Source organism: Nocardiopsis akebiae, assembly GCF_018316795.1.
Taxonomy (GTDB): domain Bacteria; phylum Actinomycetota; class Actinomycetes; order Streptosporangiales; family Streptosporangiaceae; genus Nocardiopsis; species Nocardiopsis dassonvillei.
Genome location: NZ_CP074132.1, coordinates 1835923 through 1860089 on the forward strand (window position 1 = coordinate 1835923; position 24167 = coordinate 1860089).

A 24167-nucleotide genomic window follows, 5' to 3' on the forward strand; every position below is an offset into this window, starting at 1 on the left:
GCCGCAGGAACATGGACGCCTGGTTGATCTGGCTCATCCTCGCCGTGGGCCTGGGGGTCGTCGAGGTCTTCACCCTCACGTTCGTACTGGGCCTCCTGGCGGTCGCGGCGCTGGTCGCCGCCCTCCTCGGCGCCATCGGGCTTCCGGTGGCCGCGCAGATCATCGGGTTCACCGCCACCGCGGCCGCCGGGGTCTACCTCGTACGGCCGATCATGCGGCGCCAGCTCAGGGGCGGCCCCGTCGTCAGGTCGGGCGCCCAGGCGCTCGTCGGACGCTCCGCGGTCGTCCTGCAGGAGGTCGGCGCCGACCGGGGCAGGATCAAGCTCTCCGGGGAGGAGTGGTCCGCGCGCTGCATCGACGAGGACCTCGTCATCCCGGTGGGCACGCGCGTGGACGTCATGGAGATCGACGGGGCCACAGCCGTGGTCTACCCGCGCGAAGCACTGCCCTGAACCCCGCCACAGCCACGTTCCCGACCTAGGCCAGGTGCCAGCACATGGAACCCACCATCGCCCTCATCATCCTCGCGGTCGTCGTCGTGGCCGTCGCCCTGGCGGCGATCCGCATCGTCCCGCAGGCCAGGGCGTACAACATCGAGCGCTTCGGCCGCTACATCCGCACCCTGAACCCGGGCCTGAACTTCCTCATCCCGGGCGTGGACCGCGTCAACTCCAAGTTCGACCTGCGCGAGCAGGTGTTCACCTCGCGTCCGCAGCCCGTCATCACCGAGGACAACCTGGTCGTCAACATCGACACCGTGCTGTACTACCAGGTCACCGACCCCAGGGCCGCGGCCTACGAGGTCGCCAACTACATCCAGGCCATCGACCAGCTCACCGTCACCACGCTGCGCAACGTCATCGGCTCCATGGACCTGGAGAAGACGCTCACCTCCCGCGAGGAGATCAACACCCGCCTGCGCGGGGTCCTGGACGAGACCACCGGCAAGTGGGGCATCCGCGTCAACCGCGTGGAGATCAAGGCCATCGACCCGCCGCCCACCATCAAGGAGGCGATGGAGAAGCAGATGCGGGCCGACCGCGACAAGCGCGCGGCCATCCTCCACGCCGAGGGCGAGCGCCAGTCGCGCATCCTCAAGGCGGAGGGCGCCCGTCAGCAGGCCATCCTGGAGGCCCAGGGCGACCAGCAGGCGGCCATCCTGCGGGCCGACGGCGAGGCCAAGGCGATCGAGCGCGTGTTCCAGGCGGTGCACGCCAACAACGCCGACGCCAAGGTGCTGGCCTACAAGTACCTGGAGACCCTGCCGTCCCTGGCCGAGGGCGACGGCAACACCTTCTGGGTGATCCCCGGCGAGCTCACCGAGGCCGTCAAGAACGTCAGCCACGCCTTCGCGGGCGACGCCCCGACGGTGCCCTCCACGCGGAAACAGGAGGACGAGGAGGAGGCCGAAGCCCGGGGGCCCGCGCAGCTCACGGCGCCCGACCCCACCCGTTCCTCCTCCGCGCAGGCGGCCGTGGACGCGGCCGAGGCCGCCGAACGCGCGGTGGCCGACGCCCGCGACGACGTGAGGCGGGCCGGATCGGCCCTCGGCGGCTCCCGGCCGCCCGGACCGCGCGAGGAGGACTAGGTCCTGTCCGCGCGGCCGGTCCCCCCGCACCGGCGGCGGGGCGGGGCGACCGGCCGCGGAGCCGACCCGGGTCGGCGGGGGAGAGGGACCGCCTCCCCCCCCGCCCGCCGCGCGTGCGGCCCGCGGCCGTCCGGCTCAGACCAGCAGGAGCTTGCCGGTGGTCCGGCGCGAGGCCAGGTCGCTCTGGGCCCGTCCCGCGTCGGCCAGCGGGTAGCGTCCGCCGATCCGCACGTCCAGGCGGCCGTCGCCCACCAGCGCGAACAGGTCGCCGGCCCGGCCCAGGAGCTCCTCGCGGTCGGCCACGAAGTAGGCCAGCGAGGGCCTGGTCAGGTACACCGAACCGGCGGAGTTGAGCCGCTGCGGGTCCACCGGGGCCACCTCTCCCGAGGACTGCCCGAACAGCGCCAGCACGCCGCGGGGGCGCAGCGAGGCCAGGCTGGCGTCGAAGGTGTCCCGGCCGACGCCGTCGTAGACCGCGGCCACCCCCTCGCCGCCGGTGAGGTCGCGCACCGCCTCGGCCACGGGGGTCTCGGTGTAGCGCACCACCTCGTCCGCGCCCGCCTCGCGCGCGATGCGCTCCTTCTCCTCGGTGGACACGGTGCCGATGACGCGCGCGCCGCGCTCCTTGGCCAGCTGGGTCACCAGCAGACCGGTGCCTCCCGCGGCCGCGTGCACCAGCACGGTGTCGCCCTCGGCCACCGGGTACACCGAGCGGACCAGGTAGTGGGCGGTCATGCCCTGGAGCAGCAGGGCGGCGGCCTGCTCGGCGGAGACCGCGTCCGGGACGGGGACGACCAGCGAGGCCCTGACCACGGCCCGTTCGGCGTACGCACCGGGGGCCATCGCCCAGCCGACCCGCTGCCCCACGGACAGGTCGGTGACGCCCTCGCCGACTGCGGCCACCACGCCCGCGCCCTCCATCCCCGGGACGTAGGGGAGCGGGACGTCGTACAGGCCGCTGCGCTGGTAGACGTCGATGAAGTTGACCCCGCGGGCCTCGACGTCGATCAGGACCTCGCCGGGGCCGGGCACCGGATCGTCCCTCTCGGCCAGCCGCAGCACCTCGGGTCCGCCGTTCTCCTCGATCACGATGGCACGCATGGGTCCACTGCTCCTTCCGGGTCGGTTCCCGGCATCATGTCAGCCCGGAGCCCGAACCGGCCACGGCGGCCCGCTCACTCCGACCGGCCCTCCCCGAGGATCTCGTGGACCGAGAAGGCGGTGTACAGGACGCCGAGGAAGTCGTTGCCCGGTCCGGAGCGGGTGACGATGCCGACCCTGCGGCGGTCCTCGACCTCCTCGGCGTCGTCGGGAAGCGGTTCCTCGTCCACAGCGGTCACGGCGTGCTCCCCGTTGACCCACAGGGAGAGCTCCATGAACTCGTCGCCGTCCCTGTCCTCCTGCAGGGAGCAGGAGAGCGCGACGGTGTTGGCGGGGATGTTCTCGTGGTCGAAACCGAGGGGGTCGCGCTCCTCGTAGCCGTACTCCTCGCGCACCGACTCGTCGAAGAGGGGCTGGGGGGTGTATCCGGCGACGTCGGTGGTCTCGCCGAGGGTGATGTCGCCCTCGCCCTCGTGCATCCGGCGGATCTCCGCGCGCTGGCCGTCGTAGCGCAGCAGCCCCTCGTACTGGCTCCGGTACTCCTCACCGTCGTTGTCCCAGCAGCGCACGCCGAACGTCGCCTGTTCCGGGCCCTGGGCCACGTACGCGGTGGTGCTCACCAGGACGTCGTCCGGCAGGACCTCCTCGCGCTCCAGCGCCACGACCTCGCCCCGGCTGGGGTTGCTCTCGGGGTCCAGCTGGAGCAGGACGCCCCTGCGCTCGGCCCAGTAGCCGTCGGAGTCCTCGTGCTCGTAGGTGTTGCTGACCCAGCCCGGATCGGTGCCGAAGTCGGTGTTGTAGACGGAGAGGGTGTTCTCCGGGACCTCCGGGCCGCCGTTGAGCAGGACCGTCGCGCCCGCGGCGGCCACCAGGACGACCGCGCCCGCGGCCGCGCCGACCACCACCATCCGCCGGCGTCTGCGCGGGGAGCCGCCGGACGGCCCCGCGGGGCCGCCCGGTGCGCCCGGAGCACCGGGACCGCCGGGGCCGGAGTAGGCGTTGAAGGCGTGTCGGCCCTGGGGCGGGGACGGGTGGCCGCCGTTCGCCTGGTGCGTCGGGGGGACCTGGCCGCCGGAGTGGGCGTAGTGGCCGGGAATCTGCTGGCCGTAGACCGGAGGCGGGTCCTGGGGCGGGTGTCCGCCGTACCCCGCGTCCTGCCGGGGGACCGAGGGCTGGAGGCCCGGGTTGCCGTGCCGTTGTTCCACGCGGGGCTGCTGGGCCGCGTGGGGCGGCTGTACCGGGTGCTGGACGTGCGTGGGCTGCGCGTACGGGTTGTACTGAGTGGCCTGCGCCTGGAGGGGCCGGCCGCCCTCCGGGAGCGCGGCGCCCTGCTGCGGTCCGCTGTCCGGGGGCTGGCCCTCCGCCTGCTGGGGTCCGCTCGGCGCCTGGTGCGCCGCGGTCCCGCTCTCCCGGACTCCGGTGTCCCGCGGCGGCCGCCCCGGGACCGGGGAGCTGCTCGGCGGGGCCCACGAGGTGCTGATCGTGCGCTCCACCTCGTACTCCTCCGGGTCCTCCTGGCCGGTGAGCCGGGCCAGGAGCTGCTTGGAGGTGGGCCGGTTGGCCGGGTTCTTGTCCAGTGCGGCGTTGACCAGGTCGTGCATGTCCGGGTCCAGGCCGTCCAGGCGCGGCGGCGCCGAGGAGATGTTGTGCAGGACGGCGGGGACCGTGGCGGCGTCGAAGGGGGCGGTGCCGGTACCGGCGAAGGCCACCAGGCAGCCCCACGCGAAGATGTCGGCGGCCGCGGTGGCCCGCTCGCCCAGGATCAGCTCCGGGGCCATGTACGAGGGGGTGCCCATGAGCTGGCTGGAGCGGGTGACCGCGTCCGCGGCCTCGTCCAGTGCGCGGGCGATGCCGAAGTCGATGACCTTCGGGCCGACCGGGGAGAGCAGTACGTTCGCCGGTTTGAGGTCTCGGTGGACGACCCCGGACCCGTGGATGGCGGTGAGCGCCGCGGCCACGCCCATGGCCAGGCCCTCCAGGGTGCCGCCCGCCATCGAGCCGTCCGCGCGGACCGCCTCGTCCAGGTTCGGGCCCGGCACGTACTCCGAGACGATGAAGAGGGGATCGCCCTCCAACCGCGCGTCGATCACCCCCGCGGTTGAGAAGCGGGCCACGCGGCGCGCGGCCTCGACCTCGCGCGCGAAGCGCAGCCGGAAGGACTCGTCGTCGGCCAGGTCGGGGTGGATGAGTTTGACCGCGACGGACCGGTCGGAGGCGTCCTTGGCGAGGTAGACGGTGCCCATGCCGCCCCGGCCGAGACGGCTCACGATGCGGTAACCGTCGAGTTCGCGCGGGTCCCCCGCACGCAGGGGTTTGCCGCTCTGGTGCCCGTTCGACGTCACAGTTGGGGGTCCCTCATGAATCGTGGAGTTCGCGCTCACAGCGTACCGATGCCGACACGCCGACGCGCTCTGTGCTGACTGGCCCCGGTCTCCGCGGACGCGGGCCCGGGGCGGGGGTTTCGTGAGCGGCGCGCGGGCGCGCCGTGTCAGTCGTGGGGATGCCCCTCGCGCCCGAACGGTTCCCCGGAGGCACCGGTTTTCGCTAGGATTAGAACACACGTTCGAACACCTGGCCGCGTCTTCCCCACGGGTGGGTGTCCCGGTGGCGTGTGCCGGGACTGACAGGAGGCGGATGATGCTGAGGGGAAGTGTCGTGGGACGCTACTACGGGGCGGAGGTGACCGTCGTCGAGGACGAGGGGCGCCCGGCCCGGTTCGTGTGGAACGGCAGGGTGTACGGAGTGCGCAGGATCCTCGAACACTGGGTCACGCTGCGCATGGACTGGACACCGGCGCGTGAGTCCCAGGCGCCCGAGCGCAGGCACTGGCGGGTGGAGGCGGGCACGGCCCAGTCCCAGGGGGTGTACGAACTGCGCCACGACACGGCCACCGGAAGGTGGCTGCTCTCCCGCGTGTGGGGGTGAGGACGCGTCCGGCGCGTCCCCGTCCGCCGCGCGACCGCGGTCCGTACGGTCCCGTCCGCCCGCCCGGTACGACCCGTGCGGGCGGGGCGAGGCCCGGTGCGGACGGGGCGCACGCGTCAGCCCAGGTCGCCGGGGAGCAGGCTGTACACCGCCAAGTCGGCGCGGCCCTCGTGCAGCGGCATCGCGCTGCGTTCGACGCCCTCCAGGCTGAACCCCGACCGCTCCGCGACCCGGCGCGAACCGGTGTTGCCGGTGGCGGCCTTGATCTCCACCCGCTGGAAGCCCTGTTCCAGCGCCCAGCGGGAGACGGCCACGGCGGCCTCCGTCGCGTACCCGCGGCCGCGTCCCCACGGTGAGACCCAGTAGCCGACCTCGGTGTTCATCGCCGGCCACACGACACGCACCAGGCCCACCGAGCCCACGAGCCGCTTGGTCTCCTTCTCGACCATGGCCCACTGCTGTCCCTCGCCGCAGGTGCGCAGGGCGGGGGCCACCTCGCGGCACCACCGCTCCGCCTCCTCCCGGGTGTAGGGCACGCCGGGCAGGGGGAGGGGGAGCCAGCGCTGGAGTTCGGCGTCGGTGCAGGACGCGTGCACGTCGTCGACGTCGCCCTCGACGAAGGCACGCAGCCGCAGGTGCTCGGTCTCCAGGATCACTGACGGCAGTATCGGTCTGTCTTGCGTGGTGGTCACGCCTCTCCCCTCGGGTCGGAGTGCGCTCACGATACGCGCCGGACCCGAGCGCGGCACCCGGATTTTCCCGCGGGTACCCGGGGGAGGGCGGTACCGCCCCGACCAGGGGGGCGCCCCTCGGAACGGCCGTGGACCCCGTGCGGTCCGCGGTTCCGGCGGGCGCCCCGTCCGCCTAAGGTCTGTTCTCTGAACCGGTCTCAGCTTGTGGGGCTCGGTTCGGGCGCCCGGACACGGCCCGAAGCGGAGCGGAGGTCCGAAGAAGCACTGCCTAGGCCAGGCCCGCGATGACGCGCTGGCGGACCGCGCTGTCGAACACCTCGGAGAAGGCGTTGCCCGGGCACTCGGTCTCCAGCCAGTCGCGGTGCCGGGAGATCGCGTCGCCCGGCGTGGCCACGCCCGTGCCCGGGTTGACGTACTCGATCCGCCCTGCCGGGTCCACGCCGGTCACCGCGCACAGCACGCGCAGCACGTCGACCAGGGAGTCCTGCGCCGCCTGCGTGGGCAGTTCGTCGGTGAAGTCCCCGAGCAGGCACACGCCCACGTTGCCCTGGTTGAACCCGTAGGCGTGCCCGGCGGTCACCGACTCGGCCCGCCCCGGCCGCGGGATCCCGGAGAAGACCGGCACGCCGTCCCCGCCCGAGTGGCGGCCCTCGTAGACCACCCCGTCGGGATCGATGAGCACGTGGTAGCCGATGTCCCCCCACGCCTGCTGCACCGCGTGCAGGTAGTACACCGCCCGCACGTCCGCCGCGTGGTCGTCGCCGGTCGGCATCGCGGTGTGGTGCACGGTCAGCGCCTGCACGGGGTGGAACTCCGCCTCCCACAGGTCGTTGCCCCGGTCGTCGAAACGCCAGGACTCGTCGGCGCCCCAACCCGCGCGGGTGCGGAACGGGACGCTGGTCCGGCCGCGCGCCACGCTGGATGCCTCCGCGGACAGCGACGCCTGCGCGGGTCCGCCGAAGCGCAGCACCTCGCCGTCGCGCAGGTTCACGGCCGCACTCTCCCCCCTCGAACGCACCTCGTAACCGGTGGCGCCCTCGGGAGCGCGCACCAGCGCGGCCGCGACCGGGTCCCGGTCGTCGCGGCCCCCGGTGTGCAGGTGCACCGGGTTCCACGAGCCCAGGCCGTCGGCGGTCTCGAAGCGCACCGCCGCGTCGGCCTCTCCGGGGTCGCCGGTGACGGCCACCATGTCGAAGCGCAGGTCGGGGCGGACGAGTCCGTGTGAGGCGGAGGGCTCCGCCAGAACGCGGGGGACGGTGCGGTCGCCTCCACCGCCACCGGTGTCGGCCAGCGCGGGGCGGGCGGAGGGGAGCGCGGTGCCCAGCGCGGTCAGTCCCGCGGCGGCGGTGGCACCGGCCAGGAGGGTACGCCTTCTCATCGTGTGTCCGTTCTCTCGGATCGGGCGGGGGAAGGCCCCGGTGAGGGGAACGCGCACACCCTGGCACAGGACCGTGAGCCGTGCCACCAGCGGCACGTCCGAATGTGTGGCCAAGGCACCCCCCGTTCACCGAAAGGGCTGGTGATGGCGTATCGTGCGATGTTTTTCCTGTGAAGAAAGGAACACACGGGGTGGGGGAGTACATGGACGCGGGACACGACCTGCGCCACCACGGTGACGCCGAGGTCGGCGGCGGACTGCTCGACCTGGCCGTCAACGTGCGGGGCCGGACACCGCCCGCCTGGCTGGGACGGCTCCTCGCCGACTCGCTGACCGGCCTGGGCGCCTACCCCGACCCCTCCCGGGCGCGGGAGGCGGTCGCCCGGCGCCACGGACGGGAGACGGGCGAGGTCCTGCTCACCGCCGGGGCGGCGGAGGCCTTCGTCCTCCTGGCGCGGGTCCTGAATCCCCGGCGGGCGGTCGTCGTGCACCCCCAGTTCACCGAGCCCGAGGCCGCCCTGCGCGCCGCCGGGCACGCCGTGGACCGGGTGCTGCTGGAACCGGACTTCGCGCTCGACCCCGGGCTGGTCCCCGAGGACGCCGACCTGGTCGTGGTGGGCAACCCGACCAACCCGACCTCCGTGCTCCACCCCGGGCCGGTCCTGGCCGGGCTGGCCCGCCCCGGGCGCGTGCTGGTCGTGGACGAGGCCTTCGCCGACTGCGTCCCCGGCGAACCTGAGTCGCTGGCCTCCCGCGGGGACCTGCCGGGCCTGGTGGTGGTGCGCAGCCTCACCAAGACCTGGTCCCTCGCCGGGCTGCGCGCCGGGTACCTGCTCGCCGAACCCGGCCTGGTGGCCGAACTCGCCGGGGCCCAGCCCCTGTGGTCGGTGTCCACGCCCGCCCTGGTCGCGGTGGAGGCGTGCTGCGGGCCGGAGGCCCTCGCCGAGGCCGACGCCTGGGCGGCGTCCCTGACCGCGCACCGCGACGACCTCGCCGAGGGCCTGCGGAACCTGGGCCTGCGGGTGGTCCCGGAAGCGCGGGCCTCGTTCCTGCTGGTCGCGGACCCGGAGGCGGACCGCTTGCGGGCCCGCCTGCGGGAACGGGGGATCGCCGTGCGGCGCGGTGACACCTTTCCCGGCCTCGGGCCGGAATGGTTCCGGGTGGCGGTCCGCGAGCCCGCCGTCCACCGGGTCCTGACGCAGGCGCTGGGGGAGCTGCTCGCCCGGTGAGACGGCTCCGCGCCCGGGGGTTCCCGGACGGGCCGCCCGGGCCTGGACCGTCCCCGGAGCCGACCCTGGCCCGAGGGGTTCCCGGCCCCGGCCGGATTTCTCGCGCCTGGCCTGTTTCCGGAGCCAGCGCGCGCCCGCGCGGTCTCTGGCACAGTTGGTGATGACTCGGGACTTTCGGCGGCCGAGCCGGTACCGGCCGCCCCGAGTCCGCGGGACCCGTGCGGGTGGCGCGGAAGCGGCGGACTACGCTTACCGGTCTGTGCCGGACGAGGCGGAGACGGGCCCGCCACAACACCTCTTGCGTGGAGCGATCATGACCAGAGACGACCGCGAGGACGCCCGGCGCGGCGAGGACGGCGGAGCCGAGCCGTCCCCCTGGAAGGGCGGCGGGTCCTCCTCGGGGGCCGGTTCCCGCCTCGGCGGCCTGTTCGACGGGCTCCCCGAGAGCGGGCGCGGCGCCCGGGCCCGGCCCCCGCGCGGTTCCTCGGGCCCGGCCAACCCGTTCCGGCAGCGGCCCCGGCCGCCCGCGCCGGCCGACCCCGCGCCACGAGTCCCCTCCGCGCCGGTCTCCCCCTACGGCGCCCTTCCCCTGGACGTCCCCCCGGCCCCGCGACCAGAGGCCGAGAGCTCGGCGGACGCGCCGGCGCCGACCGGATCGCCGCACCGGCCCGAGGTCATTTCCTCGCGCGTAGGCGAGCACGCCACCGCGACCGAGGCGGCCGACCCGGGAGCAGGACCGAGACCGGTACCCGAGAACCAGGAGCGGACCGCGCCCTCCGCCGAGGCCGAACCTCCGGCGGAACCCGGCGGTCCGGCCGGGCAGGAGCCCACCGCCGAACCGGAGCCCTCGACGGCGCTCGCGGACGCGGCGGAACTCGCGAGGTCGGCGGTGTTCGCGAAGGCGGCGCGCCCACGGGGAGCGGCGCCCGGGCGTCCGGCCGCACCAGCGCACGGCACGACCACCGCGCGCACCGCCGCACCCGCCCGCCCGACCACGACCGGCCGTCCGGCCGTACCCGCCCGTCCCGCGGCGTCCGCCCACCCGGCCGCCCCCGCCTACCCGCCGGTGCCCCCGCGCCCCGCCGAACCCGTGCGCACCGGGGAGTCCACACGCCCCCGGGCGTCGGCGCACCCCGCCGCGCCCCCGAACACCGAGGCGCCCTCCGGCCCGGCCGCTGCCACCGGACCGGCGGTACCCGCACGCCCGGCCGCGCACCCCGCCCGGACCGACCGCCCGACCGGTACCACCGCCGACCAGGAGGAGGCGGGGGCCGGGGAGGCCGGAGCACCGACCACAGACCACGGACGCGCGGACCAGCCCTCCGCGACCACCGAGCCGGAGCAGAGCATGCACGCACACGAACCAGCCGCGCCCCTGCCGAGGCCTACCGGGCCTCCCGTCCAGCTCGCTCCCGAGCCCGTGGCCGCGCCCGCCGCCCCGGCCCCCGAGCGGGCCGACGACGGCCCCGTCCACGCCTACGGCGAGGCCGAGCGCGCCGCCGTCTACCGGGCCATCCGCGAACGCCGCGACGTCCGGACGGGCTTTCGGCCCGACCCCGTGCCCCACGACGTACTCACCCGCGTCCTGGAGGCCGCCCACCAGGCGCCCAGCGTCGGCGACTCCCAGCCCTGGGACTTCCTGGTCGTCCAGGACCCCGGCCTGCGCGCCCGCGTGGGCGACCTCGCCGCGGCCGAGCGCGAGGACCACGCCCACGCGCCGCCGGGCCTGCGCGCCCGTGCCTTCGCCGGGCTCAAGGCCGAGGCGGTCCTCGACGCGCCCCTGAACATCGCCGTCACCGTCGACCCCACACGGGGGGGACGCCACGCCCGGGGCCGCCACGCCCGCCCCCTGAGCGCCGACCACGCCGCGGCGCTCGCCGTGGAGAACCTCTGGATCGCCGCGCGCGCCGAGGGCCTGGGCGTCGGCTGGCTCACCTTCGTCGACGAGCGCGACGTCGCCCGCGCCCTCGAACTCCCCGCCCACCTTGACCTGGCCGCCTACCTGTGCGTCGGCTACGTGGAGGAGTTCCCCGCCGAGTCCGAACTCACCCTCTCCGGCTGGGCCGGGGAGCGCCCCCTGTCCTGGGCGGTGCACCACGACCGCTACGGCCGCCGCGGTCTGCCCGGCCAGAGCCCCACGAGCCTGCTGGAGGAGACCATCACCGCCGTCGGAGCCCTGGACACACGCGCGATGGAGGAGGCCAGGGATCGTCAGGACCGGATGACCAAGCCGCTCGGCTCCCTCGGCTTCCTGGAGGAGGTCTCGGTCCAGCTGGCCGGGATCTTCGGACAGTGCCCGCCGCCGATCCCCGACCCGGCGGCCGTCGCCGTGTTCGCGGGCGACCACGGCGTGCACGCCCAGGGGGTGACCCACTGGCCCCAGGAGGTCACCGCCCAGATGGTGCACAACTTCCTGGAGGGCGGCGCCGTCGTCAACGCCTTCGCCGCCCAGGTCGGCGCCGAGGTCACCGTCGTGGACGTCGGTGTGGCCGCGGACCTGCCCGGCGCCCCCGGCCTGCTGGCCCGCAAGGTCGCGCACGGCACCGCCGATCTCACCCAGGGGCCCGCGCTCACCCGGGAGCAGGCCCTCCAGGCCCTGGAATGCGGCATCGAGGTCGCCCGCGACCTGGTCTCCGCGGGCAACCGCTGCCTGGTCACCGGCGACATGGGCATCGCCAACACCACCCCGGCCGCCGCCCTGGTGTGCGCCTTCACCGGAGCCGACCCCGCGCACGCCACCGGGCGGGGAACCGGCGTGGACGACGCCGTCTACGCAAACAAGGTCGACGTGGTGCGCCGCGCCCTGGCCGCGAACCCCGTCGACCCGGCCGACCCCATCGGCACCCTGGCCGCCCTGGGCGGCCTGGAGCACGCCGCCCTGGCGGGGTTCGTGCTCGGCGGCGCCGCCCTGCGCGTTCCGGTACTGCTGGACGGGGTCATCGCCGGATCGGCGGCCCTGGCCGCCGCCGCGATCTCCCCGGACGTCCTCAGCGCCTGCTTCGCCGGGCACCGCTCCAGCGAGCCCGGGCACGGCCTGGCCCTGGAGCACCTGGGCCTGCGCCCCCTGGTCGACCTGGAGATGCGCCTGGGCGAGGGCTCCGGAGCGCTGCTGGCGCTGCCGCTGCTCCAGAGCGCGGCGCGCGTCCTGCGCGACGTCGCCACCTTCGACGACGCGGGCGTCTCCACGGCCTCCTGACCTGGAACGACCCACCGTCCCCCGCCCGCACCGACCCCCGGTGCGGGCGGGCTCACACCCGCGGTGCGGCACCCGTTTACACCCGCGTAATACCTCTTTGACAAGGTACTTTTGGAGCAATCGCCGAACTATCGCCGGCGGCTGGCGGTCCTCCTCCGCCAGCACCCCGCCGTCGTCGCCGGGGACCGGCACGGACGACCGAAGGGGCGCGACACATGACCTATCTCCTTGGTTTGCGCATGCGGGGACGCGACGTCCTCGTCGTCGGAGGGGGCAGGGTCGCCCAGCGGCGCGTCCCCGTGCTCATCGAGGCGGGGGCCCGCGTCACCCTGGTCTCCCCCGAGGCCTCGGCGGCCCTGGAGGACCTCGCCTCGGCCGGACGCCTCACCTGGCACCGGCGCCCCTACGCCCCCGGCGACGTCGCGGGTCCGGACGCCCCCGTCCACTGGCTCGTGCACGCCGCCACCGACGACCCCGCCGTCAACGCCGCCGTCGCCGAGGAGGCCGAGAACGCCCGCGTGTGGTGCGTGCGCGCCGACGACCGCCACGCCTCCTCCGCCTGGACCCCCGCCAGCGGAAGCGCGGCCGGGGTCACCGTGGGCGTCGTCGCCTCCGGAGACCCCCGCCGCTCGGCCGGACTGCGCGACGCCGTCGTCGACGGCCTCGCCGACGGCACCCTCGACGCCCGTCGCGGACGCGAGCGCCTGCGCGGCGTCGCCCTCGTCGGAGGCGGCCCCGGCGACCCCGGCCTGATCACGGTGCGGGGACAGCAGCTCCTCTCCCAGGCCGACGTGGTGGTGGTCGACCGGCTCGCCCCCACCTCCCTCCTGGACCGCCTGCCCGCCGACGTCGAGATCGTCGACGCCGCCAAGATCCCCTACGGCCGCTCCATGACCCAGGAGGAGATCAACGCGACCCTGGTCGACCGCGCCGGACGCGGGAAGTTCGTGGTGCGGCTCAAGGGCGGCGACTCCTTCCTCTTCGGCCGCGGCGGCGAGGAGGCCGCCGCCTGCGCCGCCGCGGGGATCCCCGTCATCGCCGTGCCCGGTGTGACCAGCGCGCTCGCCGCCCCCGCCAGCGCCGGCATCCCCGCCACCCACCGCGGCGTGGCCCAGGACCTGCACATCGTCTCCGCGCACGTGCCCCCCGGCGACGGCCGCTCCACGGTCGACTGGGCCGGGCTGGCCCGCGCGGGCGGTACCGTCGTCGTCCTCATGGGGGTGGAGCGGATCGAGGCGATCGCCGAGGCCCTCGTCTCCCACGGCAGATCCGCCGACACCCCCGCGGCGGTGGTACAGGAGGCCACTCTGCCGGGGCAGCGGACCGTCACGGGTACTCTGGCCACCATCGCCGCCGCGGTCCGAGCGGCCGGAGTGCGGCCCCCCGCGGTACTGATCATCGGAGAAGTGGTCAAAACAGCGCGGGATCTTGACATACTGCACACGGGAAACCAGTTCGAGACCCGTCGACTGGCGACCGGGCGCGATCTCCAGTGAGACCTCCGCCCGCGGCGTACGTCGCTCCGCGGCGGGGACCGTCAGCACCGATGAGGAGGGCACACCGATCATGACCCGGCCGTCGGCCGCACCGGGGACCAACGGTCCCGGCGCTCCGGACCGGTTCGGAACCGGACCGGCCGCCACCTCCGAACAGCCCGCCCAGGGCTCCGAACCCGCGCGCGAGGCCGACGGCGCGGCCGTCGGCGCCCGACGGGGGCCCACCGTGCCGCTCGCCGCCGGACCGGCCAAGCACCGCGCCCCCCAACCCGAAGAGAACCACTTCGAACAGGTCCTGGAAGCACTGCGCAAGCACATCCGGGACCTGGAGTTCGCCGAGGGCCTGCCCAGTGACGAGGAGGGCCGCGCACTCCAGGCGGACGTGCTCGCCCAGCTCTCCGACTACGTCCTGCCCCGGGTCCGCCGCCCCGACATCCCGCTGCTGATCGCGGTCGCCGGATCCACCGGAGCGGGCAAGTCCACCCTGGTCAACAGCCTGGTCGGCGAACAGGTCACCACCACGGGCGTGCGCCGCCCCACCACCAACAGCCCCGTCCTGGCCTGCAACCCCGCCGACGTCGACTGGTTCAGCGAGGCCTCCTTCATCCCCTCCCTGCCGCGCGTGCGCCAGCAGGGCCTGGCCATGCCTGGCAAGGACGGCATGCTCGTGCTCGCCGCCACCGAGGCCATGCCCCCGGGCGTGGCCCTGCTCGACACCCCCGACGTCGACTCCGCCGTCGCCGCGCACCACGAGTTCGCGGCCAAGTTCCTCGACGCCGCCGACCTGTGGGTGTTCGTCACCACCAGCAGCCGCTACGCCGACGCGCGCGTGTGGGAGTTCCTCCAGGTCGCCCGCGACCGCGACACCTCCCTGGCCGTCGTGCTCTCCCGGGTGCCGCGCAGGGGCAGGCGCCAGCTCCTGGACCACTTCGGCGCGATGCTGGAGGCCAACGGGCTGGGCGCGGCCGCCCGGTTCGCCATCCCCGAGACCGACCAGATCCGGGGCGAGCGCTTCACCTCCAACGTCGCCGACCACATCCGCGACTACTTGGCGGAGGTCGCGGGAGAGGCCGAGCAGCGCGACCGCGTCTCACGGCGCACCTTCATCGGCGTCATCGACAGCTTCCGGACGCGGGTGCCCGAACTGGCCCGCCAGGTGGAGACGCAGATCGAGACCGGGCGCACCCTCACCGCCGCCGTCGACGACTCCTACGCCGCCGCCCGCGACCGCGTCGACACCAGCCTGGCCGACGGCTCCCTGCTGCGCGGATCGCTGCTCGCCCGCTGGCAGGAGGTCGCGGCCGGGGGAGAGCTCACCAGGAGCCTGCGCCCGCGCGGCAGGCGCACGCGCACGGGCGGCCGCGCCGAACAGGCCGAGCGCGGCCAGCGGGTCGGCGCCTTGGAGCGCGCCGTCCGCGACGGCCTGGAGGCCCTGGTGGTCTCCACCTGCGAACGCGCCTCCGACGAGGTCGAGCGCAGGTGGCGCGAGGTCCCCGGCGGCGGCGACCTCGCCTCCAAGGCCCTCAACCAGCCCGGCACCGGCCTGCTCTCGCAGCAGATCCGCCAGGAGATCGCCGAGTGGCAGCGCGGCGTCGTCGAGATGACCACCGCCAGCGGCGCCACCAAGCGCTCTGTGGCGCGGTTCGTCACCTTCGACCACGACGTCGTCGCCCTGGTCCTGATCATCGACCTGCTCGGTTACGAGCGGTCCCGCTCCGGAGGCGGCGCCCACGCGGCCGAGGCCTCCGGCCCTTCCCCGCAGCGCCTGCTCAAGGGGCTGTTCGGCGCCCAGTCACTGCGTAGCATTGGCGCAGCGGCACGGGACGACCTGCGCCAGCGCGTCCAGGGACTGCTCGACCGCGAGCGCGTGCCCTTCGACAGCGCCCTGGCGTCTGCCGCCATCCCGTCCGAGGACACCGCCGTCCAGCTCTACCAGGCCACGTACAACCTTGAGATTGCACGATGACGACTCAATGGAACCCCGCGCAGGCGTACGGGGAGCCCGGTGCGCACGGTCGCGCCGAGGACGAGGACCGCGAGAACGGACGGAGTGCGCCCGGCGCCGGTGACGACGGGCGCCCCCGCGGCGACGCGGCGTCCGGGCCCTGGCGCGGGTACACCGTGCCGGTCCCCGAGCATCCCGACCACGCCGTGTCCGAGGCGGGCTCCGAGGACCCCGCCTACGACGGCATCGCGGCATACCCCGACCCCTCGGGCGCCGGAGCCCCGCACCGGGGCGTCCAGAGCGACCACGGCGCCCCCCGCGGCGCGGACGCGGAACCGGAGGAACCGGCGCCGTCCCCCGCCGCGCAGCGGCGCTCTGGACGCCACGCGCGGTCCCTCGCGGACCGGGAGCGCGAGGGGGAGCCCCGTCCCGACGAGGACCGCCACGAGGACCCCGACGGGCTCGCCGGATGGGTCGGCAGCCTCGCGGAGGCGGCCGACGACACCCGTATCGCCGGGCGCGCCACCGGCGCCTTCCCGGTCGTGGGCCAGCAGTCCGGGGACCGGGACGGGGACCGGGCACCGCACCGTGCCCGGGAGGACTCCCCGGACCAGGGCGGGCACGAGGCGTCCGAGGAGCCCGCGCCGACCGGGTCCGAAGCCTCGGAGGGGCCCGAACCGCTGCCCCGCCGCGTCCCCGGCCCCTCCGCGGTCTCCGGGGCCTTCCGCGCCGTGGGCGCCGACACCGCCGCCGACGCGGAGGAGGACGAGGAGTACCGTCCCACCACCCACGACGCCTGGCACTCCGCCCGCTCCACCACCCGGGCCGAGCTGATCGAGCGCCTGGACGCGCTGTCCACGCTCACCGAGCTGGGCCGCGACGACCTGCCGCAGGAACTCGTCGCCCGGTCCACCCAACTGCTCGACCACGCCGGGGCCCGGCTGCGGCTGTCGGGCGACCACACCGTGGTCGCCCTGGCGGGCGGCACCGGCAGCGGCAAGTCCTCGCTGTTCAACGCCCTGTGCGGACTCCAGCTGTCGCAGACCGGCGTGACCCGGCCCACCACCTCCAAGGCGCACGCCTGCGTGTGGGGCCACGAGGGGGCCGACGCCCTCCTGGGCTGGCTGGGCGTCCCGACCCGCTACCGCCACTCGCGCACCAGCGTCCTGGACACGGGCAGCTCCGAGCTGACCGGCCTGGTCCTGCTCGACCTGCCCGACCACGACTCGGTCCGCAGCATGCACACCGCCGAGGCCGACCGCCTCATCGGCTCGGTCGACCTGCTGGTGTGGGTGCTCGACCCGCAGAAGTACGCCGACGCCGCGGTGCACCACCGCTACCTGGCGCAGATGGCCGGGCACGGCGCGGTCACCGTCGCCGTCCTCAACCAGGTCGACAAGGTCGAGCCCGACGAGCTGGAGGAACTGCTCACCGACCTGCGCCGCCTGCTGGAGACGGAGTCGGGGGTGCACCCGCGGGTGATCACCACGTCCACGCTCACCGGCCAGGGCGTCCGCGACCTGCGCGAGTTCCTCGCCGAGACGGTGCGCGAGCGGCGCGCGCTGGTGGACCGGCTTGCCGCCGACCTGGACCAGGTGGTCGAGCCCTTCGGCGAGTTCCACGGCGAGGGCGCGGTGCCCGAGGCGGTCCCGGCCCAGGTGCGCGCCCGCGTCCAGGAGGGACTGGCCAACGCGGCCGGTGTGGCGGCGGTCGCCGACGTCACCGAGACCAACGACGTCCGGCGCGGCAGACGCCAGGTCGGCTGGCCGGTGGCCCGCCGCTCGCTGCGGCTGGGCAAGGACCCGCTCGCCGCGGTCCAGCTGGACTTCCTGCGCCGCGACAGCGGTAGCGGTGTGGGCGGCCCGGTGGACGCGCACGAGGCCGAGCTCGAGACCGCGCTGGGCGAGGCCGCCGACAGCGTCTCGGAGGGCATGCCCCCGCTGTGGCGCCGCCGCATGCGCGCCGTGGCCCTCGGCGCCGTTCCCGAGCTGCCCGCCGAACTGGGGCAGGCCGTGGCCGGCGCGGTCGGCGATCCCGACCGGAGCCCGTCGTGGTGGAAGGTCGCCCGCGCGGCCCAGTACGCGCTGCTCGCGGTCGCGGGCCTGGGTCTGGCCTGGGCCGTCGTGACCCTGTCGAGCTGGTTGGGCGGCGGCATCACCGGCCTGGCGATGTTCGACGACCCGGTCTTCGCCGCCTACTCGGGCGTCCTGGTGGTCGCGGCCCTGCTGGTGGGGTGGCTGACCGGGGTGGGCTGCGGCAACCTCGTCGAGGTGGCCGCGGTCCAGCGCCGCGAGGACGTGGAGCGTACGGCCTCCGCCCGGGTCCGGGAGATCGCCGGACTGCGCGTGGTCGAGCCGCTGGAGGCCGAACTGGCCAGCTACCGGGCGTTCCGGGCGGCCTACGAGGTGGCCAGTACGGCGGACTGACTCCGGGGCCGGACGGGCGCCGAAGCCCGGGCCGGATCCCCACCGCGTTTCCGAGGCCGGGGACGGGCGGCACCGCGCCGCCCGTCCCCGGTGATCTTCACTCAGCTGTAACGGGTTCTAGACCCAGACAGTGCCGTTGTACATGTGTGCTCCTTGTAGTGAGTGCCGTGGGAGCCCGGGTGTGCGGGGTGTCAGGCGGTCGACACGCCGTGCCACACAGTGGCTACCGTGGAGGGTCCCTACGGCAGGATGCCCTAGATCACCGCTGAGCCCAACCCCGTGAAAACCGGGTGCGCCGGCCGCAAGCCCGTTACCCACGGCGATCACACAATCAGCAATTAAGTTATTACCCAACGTAATGTAAAGTGGAGCGTGTCGCGGGACTGGCGAGCCGCACCGTCGTCGGGTCCCGACACCCCGTTGTCGTAACCGACTGGCACCGTAAGGGAACGCGCGGCGAAACAACCCCGTCGAAGGGAGAACCGTGGGAGGCGGTGGACCCATCAGAGGCGGGTGTAGGAGTCGGACGGTGGAGAGCGATGTGAGGAGGGAGGCGCAACGGTGAGCATCTCTGAGAAGCCGATCGCGCCGGCCGGGCGTCCCGAGGACGAACGTCCGCGCTGGCCGATCCTCCAGCAGCCCCGCGGGCTGGTCGTCTACATGGCGCTGCTCGTGTCCGCGACGCTGTTCCTGTTCGGAGGCGCGGTGGCCCTGACGGCCGCCGCGGTGATGGACGCGGTCACCCTGGTCGCGCTGCTGGCGGGCGCCGTGCTCTGCGTGGAGGCGGGCCGCCGCCTCGGCACGCCGGCAGGGATCAACCGGGACTTCCTGGGGGCCTGGTGGTTCCCGGCGGTCCTCCTGCTGCCGCCGCTGTACGCGCTGATACTGCCGGTGCCCGTCTTCCTGATGCTCCAGTACCGCACGCGCCGGGCGCTGCTCCACCGGCGGGTGTTCAACGCCGCCTCCATCGCCCTGTCCGGGTTCCTGGCCTCGGTGACCTGGCACTCGATCTGGGGCGGCGGCCTGGTCGACGGGCTCGGCGGCACCCCCGGCGCGCACGAGTACCTGACCACGGGCCCCGGCGTGCTCGTCGCCGTGCTGTGCTGCACGGGTTTCACCGTCCTCAACAACCTGCTCGTCGCGGTGGCCGCGCGGATCAGCAGCGGCCCCGGGCACACCCTGCGGCCCATGTGGGACCGCGAGGCCCTCATCGTGGACGCCGTCGAGTTATGTGTCGGCGTCACCGTCGCCATCCTCGCCCACCTGTCGCTGTTCCTGCTGTTCATCGCGGTCCCCCCGGTGCTGCTGCTCCAGCGCAGCCTGATGTACCAGCAGCTCCAGATGGCCGCGCGGACCGATCCCAAGACCGGCCTGCTCAACGCCCCCACCTGGGAGCAGGAGGCGTCGGTGGAGATCGCCAGGGCCCGCTCCTCGCGGGGCAGGGCGGCGGTGCTGATCATCGACATCGACCACTTCAAGAGGGTCAACGACAACCACGGGCACCTGTTCGGCGACCAGGTGCTGCTCGGCGTCGCCACCACCATCGCCCAGCAGTTGCGCCAGTCCGACCTGCTCGGCCGGTTCGGCGGAGAGGAGTTCGTGGTGCTGCTGCCGGGCTCCGACACCGCCGAGGCCTGGCGGGCCGCCGAACGCCTGCGCTCGCAGGTGGGACGCATGGAGATCGCGGTGGACGACGTGCCGGTGTCCATCACCATCTCGATCGGCGCGGCCGTCATCGGCGACCACGGCAACGACCTGGTGGAGCTGCTCACCGCGGCCGACCTCGCGCTCTACCGGGCCAAGGAGACCGGCCGCAACCGCGTCTGCCTGCCCGCCGGGCGCCCCGGGAGCGGCGGCAAGATCCCGGGGCCCAGGGGAGGGGAGATCTCCGGTCACAAGGAGCACACGGACCCCACCGAGCACACCGAGCTTCCCTGACCTGCGGCTTCGTGGTCTGACGGAGTTGTCCACAGCGCCAAGAAGGACGTTGCGCCCGAACCGTCGGATCACGCAACGTGAAGATATGCACTCTGACCAGCCGCACCACCCCCTCGGCCCCTCCGACCCCCGGCGCCCCCTCGACTCCGCACCGGACCACGACCGCCCCGCCCAGTCCGACCGTCCGACCGCGTCCGGGCGCTCCCGGGGCGGCGGCGCTCCCGTCCCCCCGCCCCGGAGCCCCGGCGGGCAGGGGCGGACCGGTCCCGCCGCGGCGGGCACAGCCCTCACCCTCACCAACCCGACCGACGTCATCGCGACCCTGCCCTACCTGGTGGGGACGCCGCCCGATCCGGGGATCGTGGTCCTCGCCGTGCGCGACAAGGGCGTGCACTCGGCGTTCTGCGGCGACCTGGACCGCCTGGCCGCCGCCGGCGACCCGCTGGAGCGCGCGGTCGTCCCCGTGGACATGGCCGCCGCGGAGGGCTGCACCTCCCTGGTGGTCGTGGCCTACGGGCCGCCCGAACGGGTCACGCCCCACGTCGACAGGATCCTGTCCGCGGCCCGGAGCCGCGGCCTGACCGTCGTCGACGCCCTGCGGGTCACCGGCGGCCGCTACTGGTCCTACACCTGTGCCAGGGCCGACTGCTGTCCGGTGGAGGGGACGGTGGTCAACGTGGACAGCTCCACAGTCCCGGCCAGCGCGGTCCTGCACGGGATCGTCCCGGTCCAGCCGCTCTCGGAGGTCACGGCCGGGATCGATCGGGTGCGGGAGGTGCTGCGGCCCGTGCACGGCCCCGAGCGCACCGCGATGGACGAGGTCGCCGGAGAGGTGCAGGCGCGCGCCCGCCGGCTCCTGGACCAGGGGATGCGGGGCTCGCTCACCGACCGGGGCCTGAGCGCCGTGCTCGCGGCGGTGCGGGCCGAACGGGAGGGCCGGGGCGTCACCGACCGGGAGGAACTGGCCTGGCTGGGGGTCTACCTAGGCGAGATCCGGGTGCGCGACGAGGCGTGGGCGCGCATCACCGCCGAGGCGGCCCCCGCCCACCAGGAACTGTGGGCCCGGCTCGCCCGCCACCTGCCCCGGCACCAGCGCGCGGCGCCCGCCTCGCTGCTGGCGGTCGCGGCCTGGCAGCGCGGGGACGAGCCCCTGGCCGCCGCGGCGCTGGAGGTGGCCCTGGACGCCGACCCCGGCTACTCCATGGCGGTGCTGATGAGCAGGGCCCTGGCCTGGGGGCTGCCCGTGGAGCGCTGGCGGGAGTTCACGCCCCGCTGGCTGCGGGCGAGGAGCCAGCGGCCGCGGGAGTGAGGGGTCGCGGCCCCGCGGGGCGCTTCCGGGCCGCGGCCGCCGCCCGGAACCGGCCCCCGCGGGTCCGGTCCATGGCGGGGGCATTGGCCGCGACACCCTAGGCTTGGACTCATGCCGGAGTACATCTACACCATGAACAACGTGCGCAAGGCGCACGGCGACAAGGTCGTCCTGGACAACGTTTCGGGGTCGTTCCTGCCCGGAGCCAAGATCGGCGTCGTGGGCCCCAACGGTGCGGGTAAGTCGACGCTTCTGAAGATCATGGCCGGCATCGAGCAGCCGTCCAACGGCGAGGCGAGGCTCATGCCCGGTTTCACCGTCGGTCTGCTCGCGCAGGAACCCCACCTCGACCCGGACAAGACCGTCCTGGAGAACGTCGAGGACGGCGTCGCCGAGACCAAGGCGATGCTGACCCGCTTCAACGAGATCGCCGAGCAGATGGCGACGGACTACTCCGACGACCTGCTCGAGGAGATGGGCAAGCTCCAGGAGCAGCTCGACCACCGGGGCGCCTGGGACCTGGACAGCCAGCTGGAGCAGGCGATGGACGCGCTGCGCTGCCCGCCCGGCGACGCCTCCGTCACCCAGCTCTCCGGTGGCGAGAAGCGCCGCGTGGCCCTGTGCAAGCTCCTCCTGGAGCAGCCCGACCTGCTGCTGCTCGACGAGCCCACCAACCACCTGGACGCCGAGAGCGTGAACTGGCTGGAGCAGCACCTGGCCAAGTACCCGGGCACCATCATCGCGATCACACACGACAGGTACTTCCTGGACCACGTCGCCACGTGGATCCTGGAGCTGGACCGGGGCCAGTTCTACCCCTACGAGGGCAACTACAGCGTCTACCTGGAGACCAAGCAGGCCCGCCTGAAGGTCGAGGGGCAGAAGGACGCCAAGAAGGCCAAGCGGCTCAAGGACGAGCTGGAGTGGGTCCGCTCCAACGCCAAGGCCCGCCAGACCAAGAGCAAGGCCCGCCTCCAGCGCTACGAGGAGATGGCCGCCGAGGCCGACAAGACCCGCAAGCTGGACTTCGAGGAGATCCAGATCCCGCCGGGCCCGCGTCTGGGCAACACCGTGGTCGAGGTCAAGAACCTCACCAAGGGCTTCGACGACCGCGTGCTCATCGAGGACCTGAGCTTCTCGCTGCCGCCCAACGGCATCGTCGGCGTCATCGGCCCCAACGGTGTCGGCAAGACGACGCTGTTCAAGATGATCGTGGGTGAGGAGACCCCCGACCAGGGCAGGATCAACGTCGGCGAGACCGTCGAGATCTCCTACGTCGACCAGTACCGCGGCCGCATCGACGACACCAAGAACGTCTGGGAGACCATCTCCGACGGCGAGACCTTCATCGAGGTCGGCAAGGTCGAGATCCCCAGCCGCGCATACGTCGCCGCGTTCGGCTTCAAGGGCTCCGACCAGCAGAAGCCGTCCGGTGTGCTCTCCGGCGGTGAGCGCAACCGCGTGAACCTGGCCCTCACCCTCAAGCAGGGCGGCAACCTGCTGCTCCTGGACGAGCCCACCAACGACCTGGACGTGGAGACCCTCGGCTCCCTGGAGAACGCGCTGCTGGACTTCCCCGGCTGCGCCGTGATCACCTCCCACGACCGCTGGTTCCTCGACCGCGTCGCCACGCACATCCTGGCGTGGGAGGGCGACGCCAACTGGTACTGGTTCGAGGGCAACTTCGAGTCCTACGAGAAGAACAAGGTCGAGCGCCTGGGCCCCGACGCCGCCCGCCCGCACGCGGTCACCCACCGCAAGCTCACCCGCGACTGACCGGCCGGGGCCGAGCGCCCCGCGCCGAGCGGTTCCCAGGGCCCGCGGCGGGATCCCCGATCCGGCCGCGGGCCCCCGCGCTCTCCGCCCGGACGACTCGTCCGGGCCGGGGTGGTCGCATACCCTGGTGGCGATGACTTCCGCGCGCGATTCCCAGCAGAGCGCGGGCGAAAAGCCCGCGCAGATGACGTTCTACGAGGCCGTGGGCGGTGAGGAGACCTTCACCCGCCTGGTCCGCCGCTTCTACGAGGGGGTGGCCGACGACCCCGTGCTGCGGCCCATGTACCCCGAGGAGGACCTCGGCCCCGCCGAGGAGCGCCTGCGCCTGTTCCTCATCCAGTACTGGGGCGGCCCCCGCACCTACAACGAGCAGCGGGGCCACCCCCGGCTGCGCATGCGGCACGTGCCGTTCCGCATCGGCGCGGCCGAGCGCGACCTGTGGCTCGCGCACATGCGCGCCGCCGTGGACTCCCTGGAGCTGCACGAGGCCCTGGAGCGCCAGCTCTGGGAGTACATGGTCATGGCGGCGCACAGCATGGTCAACGTGCCCGATGAGACCACCGCCCCCGAGGTCGCCAACCCGACCCGGGTCTCGGTGTCGGCCAAGGGCGACGACGGTGACGACGGCGAGGCCGTCACCATCTCCCTCAAGTGACCCGGGGCGACACGGCCGCCGGGACCGGGCCGTCCGGTCCCCGCTGGGCTCATGCGTAGTCGGCGAGGAAGGCGCGCTCGACCTCGTCGAGCCGCCGGGCGCGCTGCGTGGGCACGTCGAAGCCGACCAGCACCGTCCTGGCCCGCAGGTACACCGTGGTCTCGTCCCGGATCTCGTAGGCCAGCGTGAAGCTGGCGTTGCGCACCTCGGTCACCCACAGCTCCACGCGCACCGGCTCGGAGCGGGGCAGCAGCGGGGCCACGTAGTCCGCCTCCTGGCGGGCCACCACCATGGCGCCGAAGACCTCGTCGCCCTCGACGGCGCCGCCGTAGCGCAGGAAGGACACCCGGGCGTCCTCCAGGTAGGTCAGCATCCGCACGTTGTTGACGTGGTGCTGCGGGTCGAGGTCGGCGTAGCGGACCTGGGCGAGGTGCACGTGCCTGCGGGGCTCGGCCGTCCGGTTGTCGGCGGCTCCGGTCTCGGTCTGTGTCACGTCCGGATCCTCTCGCGCTG

17 protein-coding genes are annotated in these 24167 nt (G+C 74.1%); 12 read left to right on the forward strand and 5 right to left on the reverse strand.

Annotation, left to right across the window (positions count from 1 at the left end):
- Positions 1-11 precede the first annotated feature (11 nt).
- Both KGD83_RS07870 and KGD83_RS07875 read left to right on the forward strand, forming a co-directional pair.
- A complete protein-coding gene (locus tag KGD83_RS07870; protein ID WP_212643200.1) occupies positions 12-452 on the forward strand; it encodes an NfeD family protein in 441 nt (146 codons plus the stop codon).
- A gap of 44 nt (positions 453-496) precedes the next feature.
- Entirely contained in the window at positions 497-1588 is a 1092-nt protein-coding gene (locus KGD83_RS07875) for an SPFH domain-containing protein (RefSeq protein ID WP_212643201.1), read from the forward strand.
- A gap of 135 nt (positions 1589-1723) precedes the next feature.
- Here KGD83_RS07875 and KGD83_RS07880 read toward each other — a convergent pair whose 3' ends face one another.
- On the reverse strand, positions 1724-2689 hold the full coding sequence (locus tag KGD83_RS07880) for a quinone oxidoreductase family protein (protein WP_212643202.1): 966 nt from the start codon (positions 2687-2689) through the stop codon (positions 1724-1726).
- A 74-nt stretch (positions 2690-2763) separates the two neighbouring features.
- The gene (locus tag KGD83_RS07885) at positions 2764-5031 is read right to left on the reverse strand and encodes a serine/threonine-protein kinase (RefSeq protein WP_212643203.1); all 2268 of its coding nucleotides are present in this window, start codon (positions 5029-5031) and stop codon (positions 2764-2766) included.
- Positions 5032-5323: 292 nt separating this feature from the next.
- On the opposite strand from KGD83_RS07885, the gene KGD83_RS07890 reads away from it, so the two are divergent.
- Complete coding sequence (locus tag KGD83_RS07890; RefSeq protein ID WP_013154448.1) at positions 5324-5614, forward strand: DUF6504 family protein; 291 nt, start codon at positions 5324-5326, stop codon at positions 5612-5614.
- A gap of 116 nt (positions 5615-5730) precedes the next feature.
- Here the strand turns inward: KGD83_RS07890 and KGD83_RS07895 are convergent, their stop codons facing one another.
- Both KGD83_RS07895 and KGD83_RS07900 read right to left on the reverse strand, forming a co-directional pair.
- The gene (locus KGD83_RS07895; RefSeq protein ID WP_212643204.1) at positions 5731-6306 is read right to left on the reverse strand and encodes a GNAT family N-acetyltransferase; all 576 of its coding nucleotides are present in this window, start codon (positions 6304-6306) and stop codon (positions 5731-5733) included.
- Positions 6307-6574: 268 nt separating this feature from the next.
- Positions 6575-7684, reverse strand: coding sequence for a peptidoglycan recognition protein family protein (locus tag KGD83_RS07900; RefSeq protein WP_212643205.1), 1110 nt, complete (start codon positions 7682-7684; stop codon positions 6575-6577).
- A gap of 203 nt (positions 7685-7887) precedes the next feature.
- Here KGD83_RS07900 and cobC point away from each other — a divergent pair, with 203 nt between their 5' ends.
- The 9 genes from cobC (at position 7888) to KGD83_RS07945 (ending at position 23654) form a co-directional block, all read left to right on the forward strand.
- Positions 7888-8913, forward strand: coding sequence for an Rv2231c family pyridoxal phosphate-dependent protein CobC (cobC, locus tag KGD83_RS07905; protein WP_212644314.1), 1026 nt, complete (start codon positions 7888-7890; stop codon positions 8911-8913).
- A 313-nt stretch (positions 8914-9226) separates the two neighbouring features.
- The gene (gene cobT, locus KGD83_RS07910; protein ID WP_212643206.1) at positions 9227-12109 is read left to right on the forward strand and encodes a nicotinate-nucleotide--dimethylbenzimidazole phosphoribosyltransferase; all 2883 of its coding nucleotides are present in this window, start codon (positions 9227-9229) and stop codon (positions 12107-12109) included.
- Between the two features lie 215 nt (positions 12110-12324).
- Positions 12325-13605: a uroporphyrinogen-III C-methyltransferase gene (cobA, locus tag KGD83_RS07915; protein WP_212643207.1), complete on the forward strand. Its 1281-nt coding sequence runs from the start codon at positions 12325-12327 to the stop codon at positions 13603-13605.
- A gap of 70 nt (positions 13606-13675) precedes the next feature.
- Positions 13676-15571, forward strand: a complete 1896-nt coding sequence (locus KGD83_RS07920) for a dynamin family protein (protein WP_212643208.1) — start codon at positions 13676-13678, stop codon at positions 15569-15571.
- On the forward strand, positions 15568-17976 hold the full coding sequence (locus tag KGD83_RS07925; protein ID WP_212643209.1) for a YfjP family GTPase: 2409 nt from the start codon (positions 15568-15570) through the stop codon (positions 17974-17976). The genes KGD83_RS07920 and KGD83_RS07925 overlap by 4 nt, the downstream gene beginning before the upstream one ends.
- Before the next feature lie 561 nt (positions 17977-18537).
- A complete protein-coding gene (locus tag KGD83_RS07930) occupies positions 18538-19914 on the forward strand; it encodes a GGDEF domain-containing protein (RefSeq protein ID WP_212643210.1) in 1377 nt (458 codons plus the stop codon).
- A gap of 85 nt (positions 19915-19999) precedes the next feature.
- Positions 20000-21223, forward strand: a complete 1224-nt coding sequence (locus KGD83_RS07935) for a DUF4192 domain-containing protein (RefSeq protein WP_212643211.1) — start codon at positions 20000-20002, stop codon at positions 21221-21223.
- Positions 21224-21334: 111 nt separating this feature from the next.
- Positions 21335-22999 carry an energy-dependent translational throttle protein EttA gene (gene ettA / locus KGD83_RS07940; protein WP_212643212.1) on the forward strand — a complete coding sequence of 555 codons (1665 nt, stop codon included), beginning with the start codon at positions 21335-21337 and terminating at the stop codon, positions 22997-22999.
- Positions 23000-23132: 133 nt separating this feature from the next.
- On the forward strand, positions 23133-23654 hold the full coding sequence (locus tag KGD83_RS07945; protein ID WP_249352211.1) for a globin: 522 nt from the start codon (positions 23133-23135) through the stop codon (positions 23652-23654).
- A gap of 49 nt (positions 23655-23703) precedes the next feature.
- Here the strand turns inward: KGD83_RS07945 and KGD83_RS07950 are convergent, their stop codons facing one another.
- Positions 23704-24147 carry an acyl-CoA thioesterase gene (locus KGD83_RS07950; RefSeq protein WP_212643213.1) on the reverse strand — a complete coding sequence of 148 codons (444 nt, stop codon included), beginning with the start codon at positions 24145-24147 and terminating at the stop codon, positions 23704-23706.
- Positions 24148-24167 lie beyond the last annotated feature (20 nt).